This window comes from Salinispira pacifica (genome assembly GCF_000507245.1).
Classification (GTDB): domain Bacteria; phylum Spirochaetota; class Spirochaetia; order DSM-27196; family Salinispiraceae; genus Salinispira; species Salinispira pacifica.
In genome coordinates, this window is the sequence record NC_023035.1 from 2,306,765 (window position 1) to 2,329,379 (window position 22,615).

The following is a 22,615-nucleotide window of genomic DNA, read 5'->3' on the forward strand; positions in this document are numbered from 1 at the left end:
AGATAAAACTGCAGTGTGCAGTGAAATCATGATCCAACAATGGCCCCGGCACTTTTGGAAGGAGAACCAATGGAATCAGACAATTGCCTCATCGTCATCTTCGGAGCTTCGGGGGATCTCACCAGACGAAAGCTCCTGCCTGCGTTCCTACATTTATTCAAAAACTCCCTGCTGCCTGAGGATTTCGCCATTCTGGGCGTGGGCAGAACTAAACTGACGGATGAGGACTTCCGATCCTTCATTGATGCTGAGCCATCCTTCCTGTCCCATCTGTACTACAGCAGCATCGATACAGGAAACCAGGTTGACTACGGCATTCTGGGTGAACGAATTCACGCCCTTGCCGGGGCCCACCATGCCGGGGAAAATGTGCTGTACTACCTCTCCACCCCCCCGTCCCTCTACGACAAAATTCCCGGCTTCCTCCATGCCCATGGACTCACCGCCACGGAAAAAGGATGGAAGCGTCTGGTTGTGGAAAAACCCTTCGGATACGACGGGGCATCAGCTGCCCGCCTGGATGAAACCCTTCACCAATACTTCGATGAACCCAATATCTTCCGCATCGATCATTATCTGGGAAAAGAGACTGTGCAGAATCTTCTGGTATTCAGATTCGCCAACGGAGTTTTTGAGCCCATGTGGAACCGGAACTTCGTGGACCATATCGAAATTACCGCCGCCGAGCATCTGGGGGTTGAAAAAAGGGGCGGATACTATGACGGTGCCGGAGCTGTCCGGGATATGTTTCAGAACCATCTTCTGCAGGTGCTGGCTCTCACTGCAATGGAGCCGCCGGCAAAAATCGATGCGGGCTCCATCCGGGACGAGGCATCAAAGGTGCTGAAGAGTCTCAAACCCCTTTCCCAGGAAGATTTGCGGACTAACCTGGTGTTGGGGCAGTACACCGGCTCCGAAGTCCGGGGGAGCATCTGCCGGCATACCGGGACGAAACGGGAGTTGATCCGGAATCCCGAACCGAGACCTATGTGGGGCTGAAGCTCTTCATCAACAACTGGCGCTGGGAGGGCGTTCCCATTTATGTACGAACGGGAAAACGGCTTCCCACCCGGGTCACCGAGGTGGTTGTTCACTTTAAGTCCACCCCCCATCCGGAATTCGCCGGCAGTTCGCCCAAGAACACCCTGATTATCAGAATCCAGCCCGATGAGGGAATCAGAATGAACTTCAGCCTGAAGGAACCGGGTGCGGGCTTTAAAACCAGTCCGGTCAGCATGAACTTCTACTACAACGACCTTCAGCAGCAGGACCTGCTCAGCGCATATGAGCGGCTGCTTCTGGATGCCATCCGGGGAGACGCCACCCTGTTCGCCCGCTCGGACGCGGTGCATGCCTGCTGGAACTTTGTGCAGCCCATTCTGGAGTTCAAGGAAGATCCCAGGTCCCTGTTCGGGTATGCAGCAGGCACCTGGGGACCCAGGGAAGCGGATGAACTGCTCTCCCGGGACGGGCGTAGCTGGCGCTTCCCCTGCAAAAACTTGACGGACACCCAGTATTGCGAGCTTTAAGGAGGCAATCATGAGCGGTTTTTCTGAGGCTGAACTTCGTATTTTTCCCGATGCCGAACAGATGGCAGCTGAAACGGCCCAACTGTTCCGGACAATCAGCACCAGCGCCGGTGAACCTCAGCACATTTGCCTCTCCGGGGGCTCCACCCCGCTGAAGCTGTTCAAACTGTTGTCAGCCCCGCCGATTCGGGATCACATTGACTGGGAGCAGCTCCACTTCTGGTGGGGGGATGAACGATGTGTTCCCCCAGAAGATGACCAGAGCAACTACGGACAGGCTCACCGGATCCTTTTTTCCACCATTCCCATACCTGAAACAAACATTCATCCAATGCGGGGGGACAGGGACGCCGAACAGGAATCCGTCCGCTACGCCCGTGAGCTTGAAAGGGAGCTTCCCCTGCGGAACGGTCTGCCCTCCTTCCGGCTGATTCTCCTGGGTCTGGGCAGTGACGGTCATACCGCATCACTCTTTCCCGGAGCCTTCCCCCCGGAGCGCCGGGAACCCGCCTTCCCTGCCCGGCACCCTGAAAGCGGCCAAATGCGCATTACACTCAGCCCGGCGGTTCTCAATAACGGAGAGGAACTGATCTACCTGGTAACCGGCAAGGGGAAAGCAGGGGTGCTGAAAGAGATATCTACATACGGCGACTCCCGACCGGATCCGTATCCGGGAGCGGCAGTTTATGCCCGGCACGGGCGCACCCGGTGGTTTCTGGATGAAGAGCTTGCAGCTGCCGCGGGCGTGCGGGGCTGAGGGGAACCGCGAAGCAGGATCTACAGGTCCTCAAGGGGCTGGGCAGATTGACCGTCATCTTCTTCCTGCTCCACCGGGATAACGATCCTGAAACAGCTGCCTCCCAGGCGGCTGGGAGCCAATTCAAGCCTGCCGTTATGCTGGTTCACAATAATATCCCGTGAAATACTCAGGCCCAGACCGGTACCCTCCCCCACATCCTTGGTGGTGTAAAACGGATCGAATATTTTCATTTTGATATTGTCGCTGATGCCCGGACCGTCATCATCAAACTCGATCCGTACATTTTTGCCTTCAGGCTGAATATGAATGCTGATCTTTCCCATTTCCTCACGGTCCATGGAATGAATGGCCTGGGCGGAGTTGATGATTAAATTCATGAACACCTGGCTCAGTTTTTCGCCGTAGCAATGAATCCTGTCGCGGAAATCGTCCTGTATTTCAACTTCGGCAATGTACTTGTAGAAATTCCTGGCCACGGTAAGCGTGTCCTCAATACTTTGTCGAAGATCCATGTACACCGGATGCTCGTCGGCATCCACATGGGAAAAATCTTTCAATGAACGCACAATGCTTCCGATCCGCTCTATGCCTTCCCGGGAATCCTGGAGAATTTCATCCAGCTCATTACGGTGACCGGTTTCCAAAGCATCGCCATGCTCTCTGAGTAAATGGGACATGCTGGAAAGATTGCTTTGGACATAGCCCAGGGGATTATTTATCTCATGGGCCACGCCGGCGGCCAGCTGCCCCAGAGAGGCCAGTTTCTCCTGCTGGATAATGGTGGACTGCTGCTCCTTCAGCCTGCGGTTGAGAAGTTCCAGCTCGGCATTGGCTTTCATCATTTGGGAATCCCGTTTCATCCGCTGGGTAATATCCTTGATAATCAGGTAAAATTCCCGAATGCTGCCGTCTGCGTTGCGGTTCAGGCCGATACTCACCAGTCCGTATACAAGATCGCGCCGGCTGTTATGAATCATCATTTCAAACTCAAGATGCTCATCGTTACGGTGGATAAAACGCATCAGTTCTTCCTGACTCATTCCGTTGAGAAACACCTGTTCCAGGGGTTTCCCCCGGATTGATGCAATGTTTCCCACCCCCGTCATATCCATGGCTGCAGTGTTCATATCCAGAACCATCCCCCGGGCATCGCAGAGAATCATTCCATCCCGTGAGTATTCAAATACATTGGAAAACCTGTTCTCGTATTCCCTGCGCTCCCGCACGGACTTGGCCAAGGCCAATTTTTCTTCAATTCTGCCCTGCAGCTCCCGAAAGTACGGCTGGAGAAACCCCATGGTTTCTTTTACCAGGCTCAGGCTTGGTTCAGGGAGCGGACCTGCGGGGTTAATAAGCATGAGAACCCCCAGTCTTCCCCTCAGACCACCGATAAGACTGATAAATCCCCAGGGATATGAAGGGGATGAATGAAGGGAAAAGGGGAGCCTTTTCACCCGCATGTATACGGCTCCCCTGCTGCCTTCCATGACCGGAAGATCTTCCGAACCGGATACTCTGTTTCCACCGTACTGTTCGAACTGACTGATCAGAAAATCAGGTGTAACGTATTGGCTTGCAGAAAAGGGAAGTCTGTCCTCAACATGGGAAGACCAGAAGCGCAGCTCGGCTATCTTTGTTCCAGTATACACTCCCAGAACTCCGCATCTGGCACCCGAAGCCTGGACAAGATTGTGAAGAAGATCCGTAAGAATATCGCCGGTATCGCCGGAAAACACATCCATCACATTTCTTCTGATCTTCTCCCCCCAGCCGAACTGGCGAAGTTTACGGTACAGGGGATGCACGATCAGAAGAACCAGGCCCATGATTCCCGGGATCAGAATCAGCAGAATAATCCGCAGTCTGTTAGTGGAAATACTGTCCCCGGATGCAGCTTCCAGAATGAGCAGAGAAATCCCGATGAGAAAAAGCGCTGCGGTTAATATCCGCATTCGCAGGGCCATATACAGTCCGGAAATTGCGCCGGTGACTGGAGACGATTTCATATCCGCAGTATTTCCATCCGCTTGTTTCATATCATCGGTCCGTTTATGAGAATACGGCAATATCTTCCTTCAGCAGCCGGAAAATCCGCTTGAGATTATCTATTTGCTCCTGGGTCAAATCGGTACCTTCCGGAAGAACCATTGATCCTGTCTTCAGATGTATGCCCCGGGCAAGACGGTGGCCGGGGATCAGCTGATCAGGGGAAAGGGTTTTCACCTTTCGTTCCTTCCAGTTGAACTTACTCCGGAGTTTATTGAGAAACCATTGTTCAGCGTCACTGAGCATGTTCTCCCCGTCCTCCCCCCCTGGGGAGTCCGGGGGAGGAAGGGGTTTTCCGGTTACCAGGACGAACGCCCTTTCCATGATGCTTTGGCCGTCAATTCCCCCTTCCGGGTCATGCTCCAGGGAACGAACCTGTTCATCAAAATCCAGTATCAGCCTGAGAATGCCGGATGGTTCGTCATTCACTGAACTGCCCGGGGCAGCCCCCGCTAGAGCGCCCGGAGGCTGGGAGGTTTCCGGCCCGGATTGAGGCAGCGGTATTTCGGCCGCCCTGGACAGCAGTTCTCCGTGATGATTAAGCCGGTAAAATGCATGAAGCATTGAGGCGCTGGAAGCGGCCAGATCCCGCCACGGGGTTGCTGCATCGCTTTCTTCTTTCAAGCCTGCGGCAGTGTGAAGCATGGCGGAGTTTTTCAGTTTACTGAATTCCCCCTCTTCCAGACCCGGAAAGTCCTGAAAAAGCTGCACCAGGCCCGAAGCTCTGGAAGCACGGGATGCAAGATGAGGCCGGCTGAAGTGGAGAATGCTGTGAATCAGTTCCAGTACGGATGCATTTTGGCGGTTGAGGGCGGTATAGGCCTGTTTCAGTTTGACATAGCTGGATCGCAGCTCCCGGGTGCGCTTTTCAACCCGAGCTTCCAGTTCAATGTTCAGCTTTTCAAGTTCACTATTGCGGATGCTCAGTTCCCTCTGCAGCCGGACGTTTTCCCTGCTGATTCTCAGGTGTTCAGCTGCAGATTGGATTACTTCAAGGAATTCCTCGTTATCCCAGGGTTTTTTCAGGAATCGGTAAATATTTCCATCATTAACCGCGTGGAGAATCGCCTGGGTGTCGGCGTATCCGGTAATAATGATTCTCACCGTGTCGGGGAAGTGTTCCCTGATCCGGGTCAGAAGCTCGCTTCCCCGCATGTCAGGCATCCGCTCGTCGGACACAATGATATCTGCAGCCCGGGATTCCATCAATTCAAGTGCTTCCCTGCCGGATCCCGCAGTCTCAACCCGGTGAGAGGTTCGGCTTTTGAGAAGACGGGAAAGGGACTTGAGTATATTCTGCTCATCATCCACCAAAAGAATGCCCAAGGCTCTCTTAGAATCTTCCATACTCAAAGCTTAATGCACGCTGTTTTTTTTTCAAGCCGATCCTCAAAACCTATTGTGCAACCGGGCCTGAATATGCAGTATTTTCTGTCATGAATATGTTGCGAACCGTGTTTTTCTTCACCTGGATGTGGCTGCTTCTCTTTTTTACCATTCTTTTATTCATTCCGTTGATACTTCTGAGCCTCCCGGGACTCACCGGATTAAAAAAAACCTTTGTGCATATGGTTACCCGCAGCTGGGCCCGTCACCTTATTGCAACCAGCGGATCAAACGTGGAAGTACGGGGACTGGAGAATGTACCCCGGGACCGGGCGGTCTGTGTGGTGTCAAATCATCAGAGCAATTTCGATATTCCCCTGCTGATGGCATACCTGCCATTTCCGCCGGGATTTATTGCAAAAAAGGAATTGGCCCGGGTCCCCTTTTTCAGCAGCTGGATACGCACTTTGAACTCGGTATTTATTGACAGGAAAAATATCCGGGCTTCGGTTACGGCCCTCTCCCGGGCAGCGGGGAACGTGAAAGAAGGGCACGGCATGGTCCTCTTTCCCGAAGGAACCAGAAGCAGGACCGGAGTACCCGGCCGCTTTCATGCAGCGGGCCCCAGGACCATGGCACAGCAAGGGATTACGTTTCTCCCGGTGACCATATATAACAGCCGGGAAATGTTCGAAAAACAGATGCGAATTATCCCCACGAAAATTCGCATGGAGATACATCCCCCCGTTGAAGGAAGCCGCGAGAACGACCACACAATCACTTCACTTCTCAAAGATATTATTCTCACCCCCCTGGGTACTGTGGAATCAGAACAGGAGAGAACAGAATAGCCCGGCGGGCGGTTTCTCAACCGGGAGTCGGGGGAGGCTTTCGCCCTTCCTTGAGCCGGCCCCGGTGCTTTTTGGAATCCAGCCTGCGATGTTTGGCAGCTTTGCCGGGACGGGTTGGACGCCGGGTTTTTACCGGTTTCAACGCCTGACGGAAGTACTCCCGAAGCCGTTCAAGGGCGTCCTGGCGGTTGCGCCTCTGGCTGCGCTCGTTTTCGCTTCGGATAATCAGTACTCCCTCTGTTGTAAGACGTGAATCGGACATAGCCAGGAGTCGGGATTTCACCTGTTCCGGAAGGGATGATCCGGGAATATTAAAACGCAGCTGCACCGCCGAAGAGGTGGTGTTCACATGCTGCCCGCCCTTCCCCGACGCCCTGCTGGCGCTGAACTGAATTTCAGAGTCGGGGATGCTCAGGTTCCGGTACAAATGAATCAGAGACATGCCGCACTCACAGAGTTCCCAGCAGGGGCAGCAGAAGGTTCAGTGCGAGAATGAACAGAAACTGAATGATCACATACAGCCCGGGAAAATAGCGGCGGGCGCGCCGGCTGATTCTCTCCAGGGCAGAAGCGGCGGCACCGTCTCCTGCTCCGGCTTTCTGCCCTGCCCCGCCGTTGTGCACTTCGCCTTCCCCCGCCCGGGCAGTTACCCCAGCTCCGGCCAGCAGACCGGGATCGGTGTTCGCCGAGTGATACTCGCTGGTGGGGGCCCCGGCGGCGTAGCGCACGGCCGGTCCCCTGGAAGGCCCGGAGGGTACCATCCAGAAATAGAGAACGGCGAACACAAAACTGATCAACGCCCAGGCGATGTAATTATGCAGGGGCACTTCAGGTCCGGCCCAGCTCCAGTAATCCAGCCGGGACATGGCCACCGGTTCCAGGAAAAAGTCGAAAAACACCGCACCGGCAGGCACCAGCACTAAACCCAGCAGCAGACTCGAACGGGCGGTTCGCAGAGATTCGGCAAGACCGTATACGATAATGACCCAGTTCAGCCCGATAATTACCGGCACATCAAAAATCTGAGGCCCCAGGGTTCCGCCGTAGGAATACTCACCGAAAACAAGACCCGTCTTCACCCCCAGCACCTCAAGACCGTAGGTCATAATCCAGGTAATCAGTACCCAGATGAGAATTCTCCGCTTCTGCAGAGCCGATCGGCCGCTGCTGAGCACCGTCTGCCCCAGGGTCACCAGGGCGAAGCTCAAAAGGATCCAGGGAGTGAGGGTGAGCATCAGCGGGTAGAATGCCGAGCTTAGGTGGCCTGCCACCCCGACCATGTACATAATTAAAAGGATGCCCAGAGCTAACAGCGATGCGTGTCTTTTCATTTCATTCCGTCCTCGATTGTGTTGGGAAAGCGATTAAGCTTTCGGCTGAATTATGACATTCCCGGCAGCGGCCTTCAAGCGGCACCGGGGAAATCTTTATGCTTCCGCCAGATCGGCTAGTAAAAGGGATGCGGCGATCCGGCCGGAACTCACCGCCAGGGGCATGCCTCCGCCGGGGTGAACGCTGCCTCCGCAGTGATACATCCCCGGAAAATACGGAGAAACATTGGGGTGCCGGCGAAATGCGGCGGTCATGGTGTTTGAACTGATCCCGTAGAGACTGCCCCGGTAGCTTCCGGTTTCCTCCTGAATACGATCAGGGGTGAGAATCCGCTCCTCCCGAATGAGGGGGGAAATATCTTTTCCAAGATCCCGGGAAAGGCGGGAGATCACCCGGCCTTTAAGCTCCGCCGCATCCCGTTCCCAATCGCGGCCGGAAGTGTGATAAGGTGCGTTCACCATGACGAACCAGTTTTCTCCCCCCGCAGGGGCATCTTCGGGAGTGAATTTGGACCCGATATTCACATACACGGTGGGGTCCTCCGGAAGCCGGCCCTGGGCATGGATCTCATCAAACTCCCGCTCATAATCGGATGAGAAGAAAATATTATGCAGCCCCAGCTCTTCAAAATTGTGCTTCACTCCCCAGAAGAACACCACCGCAGATGAGCTGGAAGGCTCACGGCGGTAGCGTTTGGCTGCCTTGAGCCCGGGCATGGCCAGAATATCTTCATACCAGTGGAGAATATCCACATCGGAGACAATGCGATCGGCTGTTACCCTGCTTCCGTCTGCGAAGCTGAGAACGTATGGTCCGCCACGGCGCAGATCTCCCTGTGAGTTATCAACCCCGGTGAGTTCGGCGGAATAGCTGAATTCCGCACCCATTTCACCAAGCCGCCGTTCCATGGCTTTTGGAATGGATGCGATGCCGTCACGGAGGGCGTAACAATCCATGCCGTGCTCAACCCAGGCAATACAGTTCAGGGCCGCCGGTGCCTTGTAGGGGTTGGAACCGTTGTAAGTGGCAAACCGGTCCAGCAGCTGCACAAGCCGCGGATCCTTCACAAACGACGAGTTGGCCCGGTGCATGGTGCGAAATACATCTATGCCGGTCAGGCGGGTGAGATTCTTCACAGCCTGAAGGGGTCCGCCCTTCCTCCAGTGGTTCAACGGATTCCGCAGAAACAGGTTTTCAGAGATATGGTAGATGCGCTTCACATGGGACATGTACTCCCTCATTCCCTGCAGATCCGAAGGGGCAATCCGTTCCGTCTCCTCAAGAAATCCCGGCATGGGGCGGCTGTTCATCCTGCTCCCGTCGGGGAAAAAATACCGGGTTATGGGATCCAGGGGGATGATGTTCACATAGTCCCGGAAATCCGCCCCGCTGCGCCGAAAGAGATCATCGAAATAGGAGGCCAGGGTGAACAGACTCGGCCCGGCATCGAAACGGTATGCCCCGAGCTGAAATGAGTAGGCCTTGCCGCCGGGTTCGCTGCGCTTATCAAAAATCATCACGTCCCGGCCCCCGGCCTTTATATCCATGGCCGCAGCCAGACCGGCAAATCCTGCACCGATTACCGCCGTATCAATGTGTTGCATAGGCTATCTTCCTTGGCATTCCGCCGCGTATTACATTTGCCGCTCCCCGCAGCATAATTCTCGTTTTTGAAGGTTTCACCTGCCTGCGGTAGATAACCCAGGGATCTTCATAAATCTGCTCGGCGGTCCACAAGTACATGTCGCTTGCGGTGCGTACCGGGATGCGGAAACTCCGGGGAATATATGCGAAAGAAGTGTCTGCCTCCTCCTGCCAGCCAGTGAACCTGCTCAACTCCCGGCGCATGAAGGTCTCAAACTCCCGGGGATATTTCCGTGTCTCGGCTTCCCTGAGGGATGAGAACGGAACATCTTCAAGGGGGATGTAGCGCCTTCCCAGACCGATATCCTCATGAATATCCCGCAGAAAATTAATATACTGCATGGCCCGGCCCAGCATTCTGGCACCGTGAAAGGCTTCACGGGGAAGTTCCATGATCCCGGCCATGAACAGCCCGATCACCTCCGCAGAACCGTAAATATATTCAAGGGTCTCATCCAGGCAATTGTACTCGCTCTTATGAAGATCCAGCTCCATGCTGTAGAGGAAGGCATCCGCCCAGGCAGGGTCAAAACCGCACAGCTCTTCAAGCTCCACAAACCCGGCGATCACCGGATCGGCATCTGGCTGAAGGACGGCATGGGAATCTGATGCAAACTCTTCCCGGAGACTCCGAAAATCGCTGCAAAACCGTCGGAACCCCGGCTCATCCTGGGGCTGATCATCCACCAGACTGTCCGCCTTTCGCACAAAGGCATACAACAGGGTGACCTTCTTTTTCAGATCATCCGGAAAAAAGCGGGTGGCGTTATAATATGTTTTGCTTCCCGCCGCAAAAAGATCCAGATGAACTTGCTGAAGCTCTGTTTTCATCGGGTGTGTCTTTTGGGGATTCTCTTTTGGGGACGTCTCAGTTTTCATATTTTCTGTCGTACTGCCTTCCGGCTGTGTCATCTGTACCTTCCCGTTTTCATTCATACACTGCATGATTATTTCATATCGTGATATTAATGTAATATCAGTTTCTTTTCTGGACAAGAAAAAGCGGACAGAGCATGGGTATCAGGAACCGGAACCCGGAAGGAACAGTTTGACCTGCCGGCCTTCAAACCCGTGATGGGTGCATGCCGCCCGGATGATCACATAGCTGAGTTTGCTGTCTATTTCTATGCCAGACTGTGATCTGGTAAAGGGCATTTCGTTGATATGATGATGCCACAGCACCCGTTCGGAAATGACCGAGCCGTCCCGGGGGTCTACCACCTGCCAGCGGTCGGCGTAATGTTCGCTGCCGTCGGCGAGGATCTCATCGTTGTGGTCAAGCCGCACCGAAACCGTCCAGCTGCCGTCGGACGCCCGGCGGGCTTCCGCCTTCAGCACCTGTGCGAATTTTCTGTCCGGGTTAAAGTCGTCACTCACCGCCACATAGCTTGTCACCTCGCTTCGGGAAATGTGCACCCGATCTTCCCCGGTGCTCTCTGCGGCGCTCTCAACGGCATCCTCGCCGGCGCTCTCACCGGCGTTCCCACCGCTTCCATCAGCCCATACGGGGACCGCAGCTGATATCCACAACAGGGCCGCCAGTATGATCAGGTATAAAATCATGGATGGGATTCGGGAAAGAAGCGATAAATTGTTTCGGGAAGAACTGAGGTGCACGGCCGTAGCGTAGGGTTGTTCTGTCTGAGCCGGATAGTTACCGGTGGTCAGCGGAAGATGCCAGGTGCGCCCCGGCGGTTCAGCATGGAGTTGCGTACAGGCTGTCTGTGTATATTCCCCGGTGAGGGCCGGCCGATATGTGCCCGGCCAATGAGCGACCGGACAATGCGCAACCGGCAGTCTCATGCCGGTAGGCACCGGGATTGGGCCGGTTCGCGTTTCCACAGTTTTACGTTTCATCATACCTCCCCGGAGCCCCGCCGCTTTGGACCGGCCTCCAGGGAATATGATACGAAAATCAGGGGCCTACGTAAATGAGGGCGGTGTTGGCGGGGATATTCACACTTCCGGTGCCATCGACAGCAACGGTAATGGTGCTCCCCAATCCCGTGAGAGAACTGTCTGCTTGAGGAACAGAGCTGTCCGCGACCAGCGTCCAGGTTCCCGCCGGAAGCTGGGCTAATCCGAATCCGGGTTCTTCGGCATCTTTATAGTTCATGAGAATCAGAAAAGGTCTGTCCCCGGGAGCTTTGAGAGCATACCCCAAAACTCCGTCGTGATCCCAGTCAGAACCTGTGGTGTTCACCTGCCAGGCAAAGCCATCGCTGAAGCTGCTTCCATTTGTGTCCGGATTTGATACACCCCGGCGGAGGCTGGGATGTGCTTCCCGCATGGCAAGAAGCTCCTGTACGTAGGCCAACTCATCCGCATTGCTGGTGAGGAGGCTTGACCAGTTCATCTGGTTGTTTTCCACATCCACACCGCTTCCGCTGCCGGAAACAGGATCATCGCTATTTCCACGGTGGTCCCGCATAATTTCATCACCCATCCAGAACATGGGTACGCTCAGGCTGGTAAGCTTGTGAGTTAAGGATGTGAGAGCGAGTTGGGGTCCTCCGGCATGATAATACAGGGTACCCTCATCGTGACTGCTTGCATAGGCTATGGCTGAATCTGAATAGGAGTATCCATAATCCTGGGAGTGGTAGGTCACCGCCGGCAGATTGCTGTACCCAGCATCGGATAGTGCAGGATACATTGCATCCTTGAATCCTGCTCCCCAGCTGGAGATCCGGGCTTCCCCTTTTCCGCTGTTATAATTTTGAATAGCCGAGTTATGACCCCCGTCGAATTCCTCGAAAATATAATAGCGGTCATCGTACCCAGCTGCATACAGATCATCAATCAGGTCAATCATCGCCTGGGAATCGCTGTTTTGTGTGGAATCGAAACGGAATCCATCCACGCGGAATTCATCCATCAGATACGTAAGGCTGTGTTTTACATGTTCATACACAAAATCGTTTGTCAGATCCAGTCTGGGTCCCCAGTCGGTATCTCCATCGTAAAACTGTCCGCTGTTGATTTTATACAGGGGAGCATCGCCGGTGGTATGGTTGTATACCACATCCACAATCACTGCAATTCCCGCCTGATGCAGGGTATCCACCATGTGCTTAAAATCCACCAGTGCCTGCTCGCCTGAACCGCTTCCCATGCTGCTTTCTATGGCAGTGTATATATAGGGATTGTAGCCCCAGCTGTAAAATCCACCCGGCCATTCCTGTACAGGCATCAGTTCCACTGCATTCACACCCAGAGCTTCCAGATATTCCACCCGGTCTGCTACACCGGCATAGGTACCCTCATGCCCGGTCTGAACCTGGTCGCCGGGAATGTTCGCTGAGTTGTCTACAGGTCCGCTGCGCACCTGCCAGGTGAAGTCCTGTATATGCATTTCATAAATCACCAGTTGATCCCGCTCCGGCCGGCTCCAACTTCCGTCCCCCCAGGAGTATGAGGCGGATGCACCAGACGGATCGAGAACTACTGAGTTTGCACCTTCATCATTGGTAATCAGCCTGCTGTACGGGTCGGCGATCCATTCACCCTCAAAGCTCTCGGAGCGAAACTTATATGTATCGCCGGGACCGGCATCGGAAATTTCAACCCAGAAGGTCTCACCATCCCGATACATGGGTGTACTTGACCAGTCGTTGAAGTTGCCGCTGACGGCCACCTTTTCAGCACCCGGAGCATATACGGCGAAACGGGTTCCGGTATCAGAATTTATATACTGAGATCCCAGAGCATAATCGGCCGGAAGAGGTTCTTCCATTTTTTTGCCGCAGCTTATGAAAACCATTGTCAGACCGGCGAATAATAGCAGTAGTTTACTTTTTATCATAATTCCCTCCTGGAAATTATTGCTTTTCAGGATAGAAAAACAGCCCTGATGATATCAGGGCTGTTAATTAAGACAATAGACTCATTACGGTGCAGGACTCCAGCTGGCATAATTTGTCATATCAATGGTAACAGTGACTTCATCACCAGGGGTAAGACCACTGAAAGTAACGTTACCGCCACCACTACCTGCCACCAGGTACTCAGTCAGAGAGCCCCATCCACCTGCATCATCAATTCCTTTGAATTCAATTGTCGAATTCGCAGAATACACAGTAATTGTTACCGTGCCTCCGGAAATAGTTTCCTGAGTAGTAAGGTCAGATGGATCCCAATCGGGAATTGCGGTATCGGGAGCGCTGAACAATGAAGGTCCAACGAACCCAAGGCTATCGCCATTGAAGTCATCTGCATTGATCAATGTGATGTTGATTTTCGCATAATCTTCATCCTCAGACCCCCCTACTGTATAGTTAAAACTATACTCATCAGTAGGTACTACAACACCGTTACCTGCACCGGCTGTGCTCCTATCCCAGGCAAGTCCACTTGTAAATGCAGGACCTTCTAGAAACTGAATCTCCTGCTCGAAAGTCGGTATGATAACTTCATTCTCAGCATTTTCAAAACCTGAAACTGTGAGTACGGCATTTATCAAACCGCCTTCAGCAGAGCTGTAAAGAGCTTCAATCTCATCAACAGGAATAGAAAGGGTTGTTCCGTCCGAGCTCAGCGTTGCATCATCAATAGATATATCCTGCTCTGCTGTTGCAGTAGTTCCAGCTGCTGTAAAACTCAGTGCAAAGGATACAGATCCTGCTTCTTCACTTACGGCTTCACTGAAGTCCACATCAATAATGCTATCGGTTTCTGCCAAAGAGACGAAGAGGGTTGAATCATCGTAACTGGCAGTACCGGCTGAAGCTGTTCTTGCAGCCTCCAGCTCGGAGCTCAGTCCAGCCTGCAGCAGATCACATCCGGCAAGTGACATGATAAGAGCCACAGAAACTAAGGCAAATAGTACTTTTTTCATTCTGTTCTCCTAATTGCTTACCGTGATGGTAGCAGGCACTGTGCTGCCATCAATTGTTATAGTACCCCGGGTGCCGAGTACAAGGTCTTCAATCTGGAAGTTCCAACTGTCACCGCTAAATCCGTCTACGCTGTTTCCTTCGGTTGCAGGATACCAGGGACGATTATAGGTTCCAAGTTCTGTGATAGAGAAGATAAAGGTGCTTACAGTGATATTTACTTCTTCACTGGTTCCTGCACCGTCGGTCAGAGTGATAGGCACTCCGCCTTCTCCGTCACCATTATTCCAGCCGTTAAAGTCTCCGGGAATGGCATAATCACCATCATCCGCGGGGAAATTAACAAGTTCAAATGTATACACCGCAGCATCAATATTATGCAGCAGGGCATTCTCTGCACATCCTGCAAACATCACAACTGCTGCTAGTGAGAGTAGAATTAATAACTTCTTCATGATATTCCCCCTCATTAGAAGCTCCAGATAACACCGAAACGGAGCATGGACTCTCCGGCGCCACCTGTAAGATTGTCAAGTCTGAATACATGATCATCGCTGAATTTCAGTGAAGATGATCCGCCGTCAAAGGGATCCGCATTCCATGTGTAGTTGAGATCAAGTGTAGGAGTATTGAGCTTTTCCCATTCAGTTGCCAGGCTGGTACCGATACCGAAACCGAAGGGTACGTCGCTGTCAACTGCATCTTCAGAATCTCCACGTGACCGGATTACCGCAGCTACGTTGGCAGAGAGGCCTTTATCAAGACCAACCCGTGCTGCAACTGTGTTGTATACCCAATCCAGAGGATATTCATCTTCTGCAGCATCAAAGTCACCATGTCCAAAGCTCAGACCGTAGTCCAGAGTGATGGATTTCAGGAACTCAGAGATGCCTTTCCATGCAACTTCCAGTCCTGCTTCAGTGAACTTGCTCGCAGTAGGCTGATCAGCATCGGTAGCTTCTGCAACCTTGTCAACATTGAGCTTTCCATACATTTTTGCGGTAAGGTCCAGGGGAAGCACGTTCGCCAGGAACAGGTCAGCATAGGGCTTGAAGTACATATTCAGAGCTTCAGTATCGATGCTGTCAAAGTTGTCCATACCAACGTTGAAGTCAACACCTGCTTTGAACATATCAATTGGCTGAGTGCTCTGGTTCAGTTCAACATAGAAGTTACCCTGCTTGAGGTGTCCGTCATCACCGAAAATGGTGTAGGCGTTATCGCCGCCGTATTTCAGAGTAAGTCCGGCAGTGTACGCTCCATCCAGATCCAGGTTTGCCTGCAGTGCACCGGCCATCGCATCACCGTCAAGGGTGTCGTTGGGACCGAAGCTCAGCAGATACTGACCTTTGAGAGTCAGGATATCCAGGGGAGTTGCAGAAATACCGATTGCAGCCGCATTTCCGAAATCTTCGTTGAAACGAAACAGTTCGGTAGAAGGGCTGTGAACATTGTAGTTCACGGTAATGTCCATCAGGTCCATGAGACCGACAGTTACCCAGTTAAAGAGACCGTAACCTCCCCGCTGAGCGGTAAGACCGATCATGGCATCCAATGAAACAGGACCGAGCTGGCTGAGCATCTCACCATTGGTGATTTCGAGCAGTCCGTCGTTTGCATCATTTGCTTTCACAACATCGTAGATCACTGAATTGGAAGTGTTTTTCGCCGTTGCTGCAACAGTTTTCAGTCCCAGATAGTCACCTGAGTATGTAAGAGTGAATTTATTCACTGAAGGAATGGCACCATTCAGGCTGGTTACCGGGCTGAACGGAATACTTGCCAGTCTCTGAAGTCCGTCTGTGAAAGTTGTGTACGGAATTCTTGTACCCAGTGCGTTTGCTTCATACAAAGTAGTACTTCCGGACAGCGCTTTCAGCTCAAGATTCAGTTCAGTGTTATTTGCAACAGAACCTGCAATGTTCCAGTAGCTGTCGGTTACCAGGTTTGAGCTGTTGAATTCATACCCGGAAACATCGCCTACTGCAAGGTCCCTGGTGAGGAACTTGTTGTCGCTGCGTACTTTGAAGGTGGTTGAAAAGTTCAAGCCTCCAGAGGCAGCAGCCGCTGCAGCAGCTTCTTCATCACCTGCCTGCATTGCAATAACCGCATCCACGACCAGACGTCCGTTTTTACCGCCGAACCCGTCATCTACAGTATCGGGTGCGCCGGGATCGGTAATCCATTCACCATCGACTACGAACTTGTAGAGAATTGTTTCTCCACGCTGCGCTTCCATGGTGTAGGTCCAAATGCCCTCTTCGTTTTTTTCCATGGGATCGGACTCTGCGTTCCATCCCTGGAAATCACCGGCGATATTCACTGAAGATGCGCTATCATCTTCATAAGTGAATATGATTGTGACCGCATCCGCAGACTCTATTTGTACGTCTGCGAACAACGAGCCGCTCACAATCAGGAGAAGAATAAGCATTGCGCTTATAAGAACTCCTTTTTTCATATGGCTCTCCTCTTTTGAGAAACTTGTTTTATAATGTGAATAACATTCACAAAACAATTGCTCACACCTTATAGCTCCCGCATAGCGGGATATGTCATTCAGAGAAAAAGAGCCCTGACCCATGGACGGTTTGCACAGGAAAAATGCCGGAGCTGTTATGCTCCGGCGCCAACAATTAAGGAGGTGGAAACATTTCCATATTTGGTGGAAATGTTTCCATACGCCGCCGACCGGATCCCCACATCCAGTCCCGGCACCGCCTCATGGGTCAACGACTCATGCTATGTAATGGTAATTGCAAGGAAAGATTTGAAACCCCAAGAATTACCCCCTGATACATATATGAAAACACTGTTCAGCCAGTTTGACAAGAGAAAATTTTCAATTTTTTTCACATTATCAATATTTATGCAGAATATTTGTAACTTAATACAAGATAAACCGATTTTAGTTGACTGTTTTGGAAATAATATCGATTTGCAAGGGGAAAACCGAAACCTGTGGGCACATAAATATACCGTTTAAGTAAACTCCGGTTAACAGCCCGCAACGGGGGTGGGTATCTCTGTATCTATGGAGGATTTATACAGGGCAATTCGGGCTGCCCGGGGTGCCCGGGGTGCGGATGCGGAAAATATCCGGGGCAATATCAATCGTCGTCGAATCGGCGGGCGAAAACTTCCAAAAGATGTTCGATGGCCGCATCTTCATCCGGGCCGTCGGCTCTGATGGTGATTTCATCGCCGTGCATGGCTCCCAGGGAGAGAATCGCCATAATATCGCCGGCATCCGCCACCTCTCCTTCTTTTATGAGCTGTATGGAGGACTGATAGTTTTCTGCCGTTTTCAGAATCATTGCCGAGGGGCGTGCATGGATGCCTTTCGGGTTGGTGAGTGTGATGGTTTTTTCCCTCATGGCCCCAAGTATACGGAGAGCAGAGGGAATTGTCTATTCAGGAAGGTTCAGACCGGGCCTGCACAAATTTCATGACTTCAAAAGCGATTCCATTTTTGCATAGAGATGCTGGGTCACAAAGGGCTTGGGAAGAACATCATTCATGCCCGCTTCCAGAAAGGAGTCGATATCTTCCGGCAGGGCGTGGCCGGTCACTCCAAGAACAGGAAGATCCGGACGGCTGCCGATCTCACCGGAGCGAATCTTTCTGGTAAGCTCGATGCCGGTGATTCCCGGCATGCTCACATCCAGGACGGCGATATCCGGGGCATGACGACGGATTAAATACTCGGCTTCAGTGCCGTTCGCCGCCGGATGCACCTCACAGCCCTGCATTTTCAGGAATCGGACAATGGTTTTCCGGTTGATGGGATCATCTTCGGCAACCACCGCCCCCAGTCCCTGAAACCGAAGGGGCACCCGCTTCTCATTCCGCCCCTGATCCGTCCTCTCATCCGGACCCGTACCGGTCGCCGGCCCCTCAGCCGGCCCCTCACCCGGCTTGGAACCGCTCAGCTCCTTCAATACATTGGGCCGGGCGGGAAGCTGGAGGGTGAATCTGCTGCCCTTCCCCGGTGCGCTTTCCACCAGGATCCGGCCTTCCATGAGAAGCGCCAGCCTGCGGGCCACCGGCAGGCCAAGACCAAGACCTGTACGGAAACTGTTGGTCTGACTGTCCAGCTGGAGAAAAGTTTTGAATATCGTTTCCTGCTGAATGGTATCCAGCCCCGGACCGCTGTCATCCACCTGGAAATACAGGGCATCCCGGTCGCGAAAGCATGTGAGCCGCACAAATCCTTCCCGGGTAAATTTGACCGCATTGGAGAGCAGATTGCGGATTATCTGGCGGATATGCGTCTCATCTCCGTAGTACTGAAGATTCTGAATCTTGTTATGCATCTGAAGCTTCAATCCCTTTGCCCGGGCTGCACTTTTGAGCTGCTCAAGCTCTTCGGCAGCGGCTTTTCCGGGAAGGTGGAAGTCATTGGATATTCGTACCGCCCCTGTTTCCAGACGGCTCAGATCCAGCAGATCCTGTACCAGACGGTTCATGGCTCCCACGGCCATCCGCAGGGTTTTGACAATATTTTCCTGCTCTGAATCCAATGAGCTGTCTTCAAGCAGCTGAGACATTCCGTTTATCCCGTTCAACGGGGTGCGCATTTCATGGGATATGCTGGAAATAAAGGTCTTCTTCAGATGCTCGGCGGATTCAGCCTCGGAGGCAGCCTTCAGATATTGTTCCTCCAGATTCCTTATCCCGCTGACATCCATAATGAATACCATTCGTTCACCCACACTGTCTTCAAAACTGCATACACTGCACAGTTCCACCTGATGGGAAATGATCTGAGCGCTGATTCCTTCAGGTCCCGGCACATCGTAGCTCACAGGAAGATCCACTTCTTCAACCCTGGGCAGCTGCATGTTCCAGGACGCTTTGAGTGCCTCAAAATCCCGCCCCTCAAGCGCTTCTTTCTCCATGGAGAGAATCCGGCGTACCCGCCGGTTTGATTCAAGAATTTTTCCTTCATGATCAAGCACCAGTATCCCCATGCTGGACTCCGAGCGTAGAATCCCGGCGGTATCGATCAGGGTGTCAAGGTGGCTGAGGGTTTCCATCCTCTCCAGAATTCTGCCCATGGTGAAGCTGACAAGACGGATATCGTCAGACCACTCATCTGGTATGTGTGTTGGTATTTCCTCAGGTATTTGTTTTGGCGGCTCTTTGGTGCCGCTCTTCCCCGGCATAATCTGTTCGTTCAGAAAAAACACCATACAGCCCAGGGTGACACCGTTGCCGGGAATATACACGGTAAGAACGTTTTGCCCACGCTGCCGGTCATATATCAGATTCAGGTCCCGGGATTTAGGAGCTGGGCTGAGATCGGCAGTATCCAGAATATTGAGCAGGTCTGAGCGCAGGTTATCCATGGAATCCGGGGGCCAGATGAGCGTCTTCCCCGGAAGGGAGCCGGAGGTTTCGGTGAACACCCCTGCGGCTGATTCGGCTTGAAGCAATTCTGCGCAGTACTCCAGACCGTTGAACAGCAGCTGACCGGGATCTCCCAGTCCGGGGGAATAGGAGTGTATATGTTGTGTCAGCCTGCCGGTAATATCTGCGGCATTGTGCCGGGGAATGAGGGTACAGAAAACGCCATGTTCGCCGGAAAACTCCACGGGGGCTGCGAACAGCTCAATTTCGGTCCTCTTCAGACTGTGGTTCTTTTCCAGACTGTGGTTCTTTCCCGGGTATTCCGGGGAGTCGGTATCGGATTTCTCGGGCACGGAAAGCTGGAACCGGAAGCGTCTTCCGTCATTACCCTGTTCAAGGGCAGCCAACCCCGGGAATCCCAGCTCTTCCAGAAGGCCGATGTGATCGGCTTCCGCAAACCGGCTTCCTGCATATTTGGAGAGAAGATCCCTGCAGGCCTCATTCATATCCGCGATTTTCCCGCCGGGGAATGAAATATAGAGCATGGCCTCGGAGCATTGATGGAACATCTGCCGGTACAATCCGTCGGGTTGATTCATGTGTTTCTTCAAGAAGAACCTCGCAAGGAGTATTTCCCCCAGTCAACATCAGCAGCCGTCAGTCTTCTCTGACGTATTTTTTGGATACTGAAGGACTGTCCGCATCAAATCATTATGAATTTTCATGGGGCATCATTATACTTAGTATATGCATGGAGGGATTTTCACCCAGAGAATTTTCGAAATTCCTTCAGAACTGAGAAATATCAGCGTAATATACATTACAGGAGAGGGCGATGAGAGCCTTGATAGTTGAAGACGATATTCCCAGCAGGATGTTCATTCAAAAGATTATTGAGCCGTATTTTTCCGTACATACTGCGGAAGACGGTGTGCAGGCAATGGATGCGTTTAAAAATGCATTCCAGGAGGACGATCCTTACAGTATTATTTTTCTGGATATTATGATGCCCAACATGGACGGTCAGGAAGTGTTGAAAAAGATCCGCATATACGAATCGGAACACGGCATTGGAGGTCTCCAGGGGGTGAAAATCATTATGACCACCGCATTGAAAGACAGCGGAAATATCATGAAAGCATTCAACGCCCAGTGCGAAGCATATCTTCCCAAGCCCATCGAAAAAGAGGATGTACTGAAGACCGTCCGGGATTTCGGCCTCATCCCCAGCCTTTCCTGATACATCGGGCGATCGACTTTCACTCCGACCGCCCGGCAGACATAACATAAAAAAACGGACCGGCAGGTATAAAAACCCGCCGGCCCGTTGTTTTGTCTCTTCGGCATTTCATCTGCCCTGTGGGCTCGGTATTTCGTCGTCCATGCAGCATATTTCTTCATGGAGTCCTTGTATTGAGAGCGTCAATTCATTGAGATCCTCAAAGCATTGAAAGCCTCAATTGAGCAGAAAACCTAAATGTGGATCGCCCAGCCTTCGACGCCCCGGGCGGCTTCCATAATTCCTTCGCTGATTGTGGGATGGGCGTGAATCATGGTGGCCACATCTTCGGGCAGCAGCTCGCTTTTCTTGGCCAGAAGAATTTCGTGCACCAGCTCGGTGGCGCTGTATCCCACCACATGACCGCCCAGAATCTCGTGGCTGTCTTTATCGTAGATAATTTTCACCACGCCGCTTCCCTTCTCTATGGCGTTGGCTTTGCCGATGCCGCTGTAGGGGAAGCTGTATGAGGCGTAATTGAGCCCCCGCTCCTTGGCCTGCTCTTCGGTGGGACCGAAGGATCCCACGCCGGGTTCTGTGTACACCGCACCGGGAATTTCATCGGGGTCGATTCGCGCCTCAGATCCTGCATGGCCGGCCATGTGCTCTACGGCGATTTCCCCTTCTTTGCTTGCCACATGGGCCAGCAGAGGTGAGGAGATCACATCGCCGATGGCGTATACTCCGGAAATATCAGTCTGATAATAATCATTGACCTTAATAAAGCCCTTTTCTGTGCGGATCCCCAGATTATCCAGTCCAAGATTTTCCGAGTTGGGAGCCCGGCCTACGGCCACAAGGATTTTCTCGGCTTTCAGACTCTCTTTTTTACCGTCCCTGGTTTCCATGGAAATGCTGATACCGCTCTTGGTTTTCTTCAGATCGCCTGCTTTGACGCCGGTGTGGAACTTGATGCCCAGCTTCTTGAACTCTCCTTCCATCACCTTGCTCACCTCCGCATCTTCCAGAGGGAGCAGCCGGTCCATCATCTCGACGATGGTCACATCCACCCCGAAGCAGCCCATCACATAGGCGAACTCCATGCCGATGGCGCCGGCACCCAGAATCACCAGGCTCTTGGGAAGTTCCTTCAGGCTGAGAATGCCGGTGGAGCTGAGCACCTGTTCTTCATCAAATTCAAAACCGGGAATTTCCCGGGAGCGGGATCCGGTGGCGATCAGCACATGCTTGGCTTCAACGGTAATATCACCGTCTTTACCGCCGCTTACCTTCACCTCTTTCCCGGAAGTCAGCTCGGCGGTTCCGGAGATCAGGTCGATTTTGTTCTTCTTCAGAAGATATTCCACGCCCTTGCCGCTCTTGGTTGCGGCCTTCCGGCTCACCGCATGAACCTTGGAGTAATCAAAACCCGATGCATCAACCTTGAGTCCCATCTTTTCCAGATGTGATACTTCGTTGAACATTCCCGCCTGATTAATGAGAGCCTTGGAGGGAATACAGCCCCAGTTTCCGCAGACTCCTCCTGCCTTGTCTTTTTCAATAACCGCAGCTTTCAGCCCCAGCTGGCTTGCCCGGATGGCTGCAACATAGCCTCCGGGGCCGGCGCCGATAACCGCAAGATCGTAGCTTTTATCTACCATAGTTTTATCCTTTTCTGTGCGTGCACCGGGCGCGCAGCGGGGCGAACCAAGAAACTTCTG

At 52.6% G+C, this 22,615-nt stretch carries 17 protein-coding genes and 1 pseudogene; 4 read left to right on the top strand and 14 right to left on the bottom strand.

Going from position 1 to position 22,615, the window contains the following annotated elements; genetic code table 11:
- The first annotated feature begins 69 nt into the window (after positions 1–69).
- Positions 70–1,529: pseudogene (gene zwf / locus L21SP2_RS10200) on the top strand (glucose-6-phosphate dehydrogenase).
- A gap of 10 nt (positions 1,530–1,539) precedes the next feature.
- A complete protein-coding gene (gene pgl / locus L21SP2_RS10205) occupies positions 1,540–2,286 on the top strand; it encodes a 6-phosphogluconolactonase (RefSeq protein WP_024268424.1) in 747 nt (248 codons plus the stop codon).
- 20 nt (positions 2,287–2,306) lie between these two features.
- On the opposite strand, the gene L21SP2_RS17295 is transcribed toward pgl, so the two are convergent.
- Together L21SP2_RS17295 and L21SP2_RS10215 are read right to left on the bottom strand one after the other, a co-directional pair.
- Positions 2,307–4,325 carry a sensor histidine kinase gene (locus L21SP2_RS17295; protein WP_024268425.1) on the bottom strand — a complete coding sequence of 673 codons (2,019 nt, stop codon included), beginning with the start codon at positions 4,323–4,325 and terminating at the stop codon, positions 2,307–2,309.
- Between the two features lie 13 nt (positions 4,326–4,338).
- Positions 4,339–5,682 (bottom strand): response regulator, encoded by a 1,344-nt coding sequence (locus tag L21SP2_RS10215; RefSeq protein WP_041401486.1) that lies wholly within the window; start codon positions 5,680–5,682, stop codon positions 4,339–4,341.
- 89 nt (positions 5,683–5,771) lie between these two features.
- Between L21SP2_RS10215 and L21SP2_RS10220 the strand changes: the two genes are divergently transcribed.
- Positions 5,772–6,512: a lysophospholipid acyltransferase family protein gene (locus L21SP2_RS10220; protein ID WP_024268427.1), complete on the top strand. Its 741-nt coding sequence runs from the start codon at positions 5,772–5,774 to the stop codon at positions 6,510–6,512.
- A gap of 16 nt (positions 6,513–6,528) precedes the next feature.
- Here the strand turns inward: L21SP2_RS10220 and arfB are convergent, their stop codons facing one another.
- The 11 genes from arfB to L21SP2_RS10280 form a co-directional block, all read right to left on the bottom strand.
- Positions 6,529–6,954 (bottom strand): alternative ribosome rescue aminoacyl-tRNA hydrolase ArfB, encoded by a 426-nt coding sequence (arfB, locus tag L21SP2_RS10225; RefSeq protein ID WP_024268428.1) that lies wholly within the window; start codon positions 6,952–6,954, stop codon positions 6,529–6,531.
- 7 nt (positions 6,955–6,961) lie between these two features.
- Positions 6,962–7,843, bottom strand: coding sequence for a carotenoid biosynthesis protein (locus tag L21SP2_RS17300; protein ID WP_053335672.1), 882 nt, complete (start codon positions 7,841–7,843; stop codon positions 6,962–6,964).
- A 96-nt stretch (positions 7,844–7,939) separates the two neighbouring features.
- Complete coding sequence (locus L21SP2_RS10235; protein WP_024268430.1) at positions 7,940–9,448, bottom strand: phytoene desaturase family protein; 1,509 nt, start codon at positions 9,446–9,448, stop codon at positions 7,940–7,942.
- Positions 9,435–10,319: a phytoene/squalene synthase family protein gene (locus L21SP2_RS10240; RefSeq protein WP_041402777.1), complete on the bottom strand. Its 885-nt coding sequence runs from the start codon at positions 10,317–10,319 to the stop codon at positions 9,435–9,437. Before L21SP2_RS10240 ends, L21SP2_RS10235 begins: the two co-directional genes overlap by 14 nt.
- A gap of 189 nt (positions 10,320–10,508) precedes the next feature.
- Complete coding sequence (locus tag L21SP2_RS10245) at positions 10,509–11,051, bottom strand: hypothetical protein (protein ID WP_053335674.1); 543 nt, start codon at positions 11,049–11,051, stop codon at positions 10,509–10,511.
- A gap of 352 nt (positions 11,052–11,403) precedes the next feature.
- Positions 11,404–13,293: an alpha-amylase family glycosyl hydrolase gene (locus L21SP2_RS10250; protein ID WP_024268434.1), complete on the bottom strand. Its 1,890-nt coding sequence runs from the start codon at positions 13,291–13,293 to the stop codon at positions 11,404–11,406.
- Between the two features lie 84 nt (positions 13,294–13,377).
- Positions 13,378–14,325, bottom strand: coding sequence for a hypothetical protein (locus L21SP2_RS10255; protein WP_024268435.1), 948 nt, complete (start codon positions 14,323–14,325; stop codon positions 13,378–13,380).
- Positions 14,326–14,334: 9 nt separating this feature from the next.
- Positions 14,335–14,778, bottom strand: a complete 444-nt coding sequence (locus L21SP2_RS10260) for a hypothetical protein (protein ID WP_144082990.1) — start codon at positions 14,776–14,778, stop codon at positions 14,335–14,337.
- A gap of 14 nt (positions 14,779–14,792) precedes the next feature.
- Positions 14,793–16,784, bottom strand: coding sequence for a glycogen-binding domain-containing protein (locus tag L21SP2_RS10265; protein WP_024268437.1), 1,992 nt, complete (start codon positions 16,782–16,784; stop codon positions 14,793–14,795).
- Positions 16,785–17,433: 649 nt separating this feature from the next.
- Positions 17,434–17,700 (bottom strand): HPr family phosphocarrier protein, encoded by a 267-nt coding sequence (locus L21SP2_RS10275; protein ID WP_024268440.1) that lies wholly within the window; start codon positions 17,698–17,700, stop codon positions 17,434–17,436.
- Between the two features lie 69 nt (positions 17,701–17,769).
- Positions 17,770–20,274 carry a response regulator gene (locus L21SP2_RS10280; RefSeq protein ID WP_024268441.1) on the bottom strand — a complete coding sequence of 835 codons (2,505 nt, stop codon included), beginning with the start codon at positions 20,272–20,274 and terminating at the stop codon, positions 17,770–17,772.
- Between the two features lie 236 nt (positions 20,275–20,510).
- Between L21SP2_RS10280 and L21SP2_RS10285 the strand changes: the two genes are divergently transcribed.
- Positions 20,511–20,915, top strand: coding sequence for a response regulator (locus L21SP2_RS10285; protein ID WP_024268442.1), 405 nt, complete (start codon positions 20,511–20,513; stop codon positions 20,913–20,915).
- 233 nt (positions 20,916–21,148) lie between these two features.
- On the opposite strand, the gene lpdA is transcribed toward L21SP2_RS10285, so the two are convergent.
- On the bottom strand, positions 21,149–22,555 hold the full coding sequence (gene lpdA, locus L21SP2_RS10290) for a dihydrolipoyl dehydrogenase (protein WP_024268443.1): 1,407 nt from the start codon (positions 22,553–22,555) through the stop codon (positions 21,149–21,151).
- Between the last annotated feature and the right edge of the window lie 60 nt (positions 22,556–22,615).

What these genes read in the sequence shown, in the direction of transcription:
- L21SP2_RS10285 (WP_024268442.1), top strand. Translation starts at nt 20,511, where the DNA reads ATGAGAGCCTTGATAGTTGAAGACGATATTCCCAGCAGGATGTTCATT.
- L21SP2_RS10245 (WP_053335674.1), bottom strand. Translation starts at nt 11,051, where the DNA reads ATGATTTTATACCTGATCATACTGGCGGCCCTGTTGTGGATATCAGCT.
- lpdA (WP_024268443.1), bottom strand. Translation starts at nt 22,555, where the DNA reads ATGGTAGATAAAAGCTACGATCTTGCGGTTATCGGCGCCGGCCCCGGA.
- L21SP2_RS10215 (WP_041401486.1), bottom strand. Translation starts at nt 5,682, where the DNA reads ATGGAAGATTCTAAGAGAGCCTTGGGCATTCTTTTGGTGGATGATGAG.
- L21SP2_RS10220 (WP_024268427.1), top strand. Translation starts at nt 5,772, where the DNA reads ATGAATATGTTGCGAACCGTGTTTTTCTTCACCTGGATGTGGCTGCTT.
- L21SP2_RS17295 (WP_024268425.1), bottom strand. Translation starts at nt 4,325, where the DNA reads ATGAAACAAGCGGATGGAAATACTGCGGATATGAAATCGTCTCCAGTC.
- L21SP2_RS10240 (WP_041402777.1), bottom strand. Translation starts at nt 10,319, where the DNA reads ATGAAAACAGAGCTTCAGCAAGTTCATCTGGATCTTTTTGCGGCGGGA.
- arfB (WP_024268428.1), bottom strand. Translation starts at nt 6,954, where the DNA reads ATGTCTCTGATTCATTTGTACCGGAACCTGAGCATCCCCGACTCTGAA.
- L21SP2_RS10250 (WP_024268434.1), bottom strand. Translation starts at nt 13,293, where the DNA reads ATGATAAAAAGTAAACTACTGCTATTATTCGCCGGTCTGACAATGGTT.
- L21SP2_RS10280 (WP_024268441.1), bottom strand. Translation starts at nt 20,274, where the DNA reads ATGAATCAACCCGACGGATTGTACCGGCAGATGTTCCATCAATGCTCC.
- L21SP2_RS10235 (WP_024268430.1), bottom strand. Translation starts at nt 9,448, where the DNA reads ATGCAACACATTGATACGGCGGTAATCGGTGCAGGATTTGCCGGTCTG.
- pgl (WP_024268424.1), top strand. Translation starts at nt 1,540, where the DNA reads ATGAGCGGTTTTTCTGAGGCTGAACTTCGTATTTTTCCCGATGCCGAA.
- L21SP2_RS10265 (WP_024268437.1), bottom strand. Translation starts at nt 16,784, where the DNA reads ATGAAAAAAGGAGTTCTTATAAGCGCAATGCTTATTCTTCTCCTGATT.
- L21SP2_RS10260 (WP_144082990.1), bottom strand. Translation starts at nt 14,778, where the DNA reads ATGAAGAAGTTATTAATTCTACTCTCACTAGCAGCAGTTGTGATGTTT.
- L21SP2_RS17300 (WP_053335672.1), bottom strand. Translation starts at nt 7,843, where the DNA reads ATGAAAAGACACGCATCGCTGTTAGCTCTGGGCATCCTTTTAATTATG.
- L21SP2_RS10275 (WP_024268440.1), bottom strand. Translation starts at nt 17,700, where the DNA reads ATGAGGGAAAAAACCATCACACTCACCAACCCGAAAGGCATCCATGCA.
- L21SP2_RS10255 (WP_024268435.1), bottom strand. Translation starts at nt 14,325, where the DNA reads ATGAAAAAAGTACTATTTGCCTTAGTTTCTGTGGCTCTTATCATGTCA.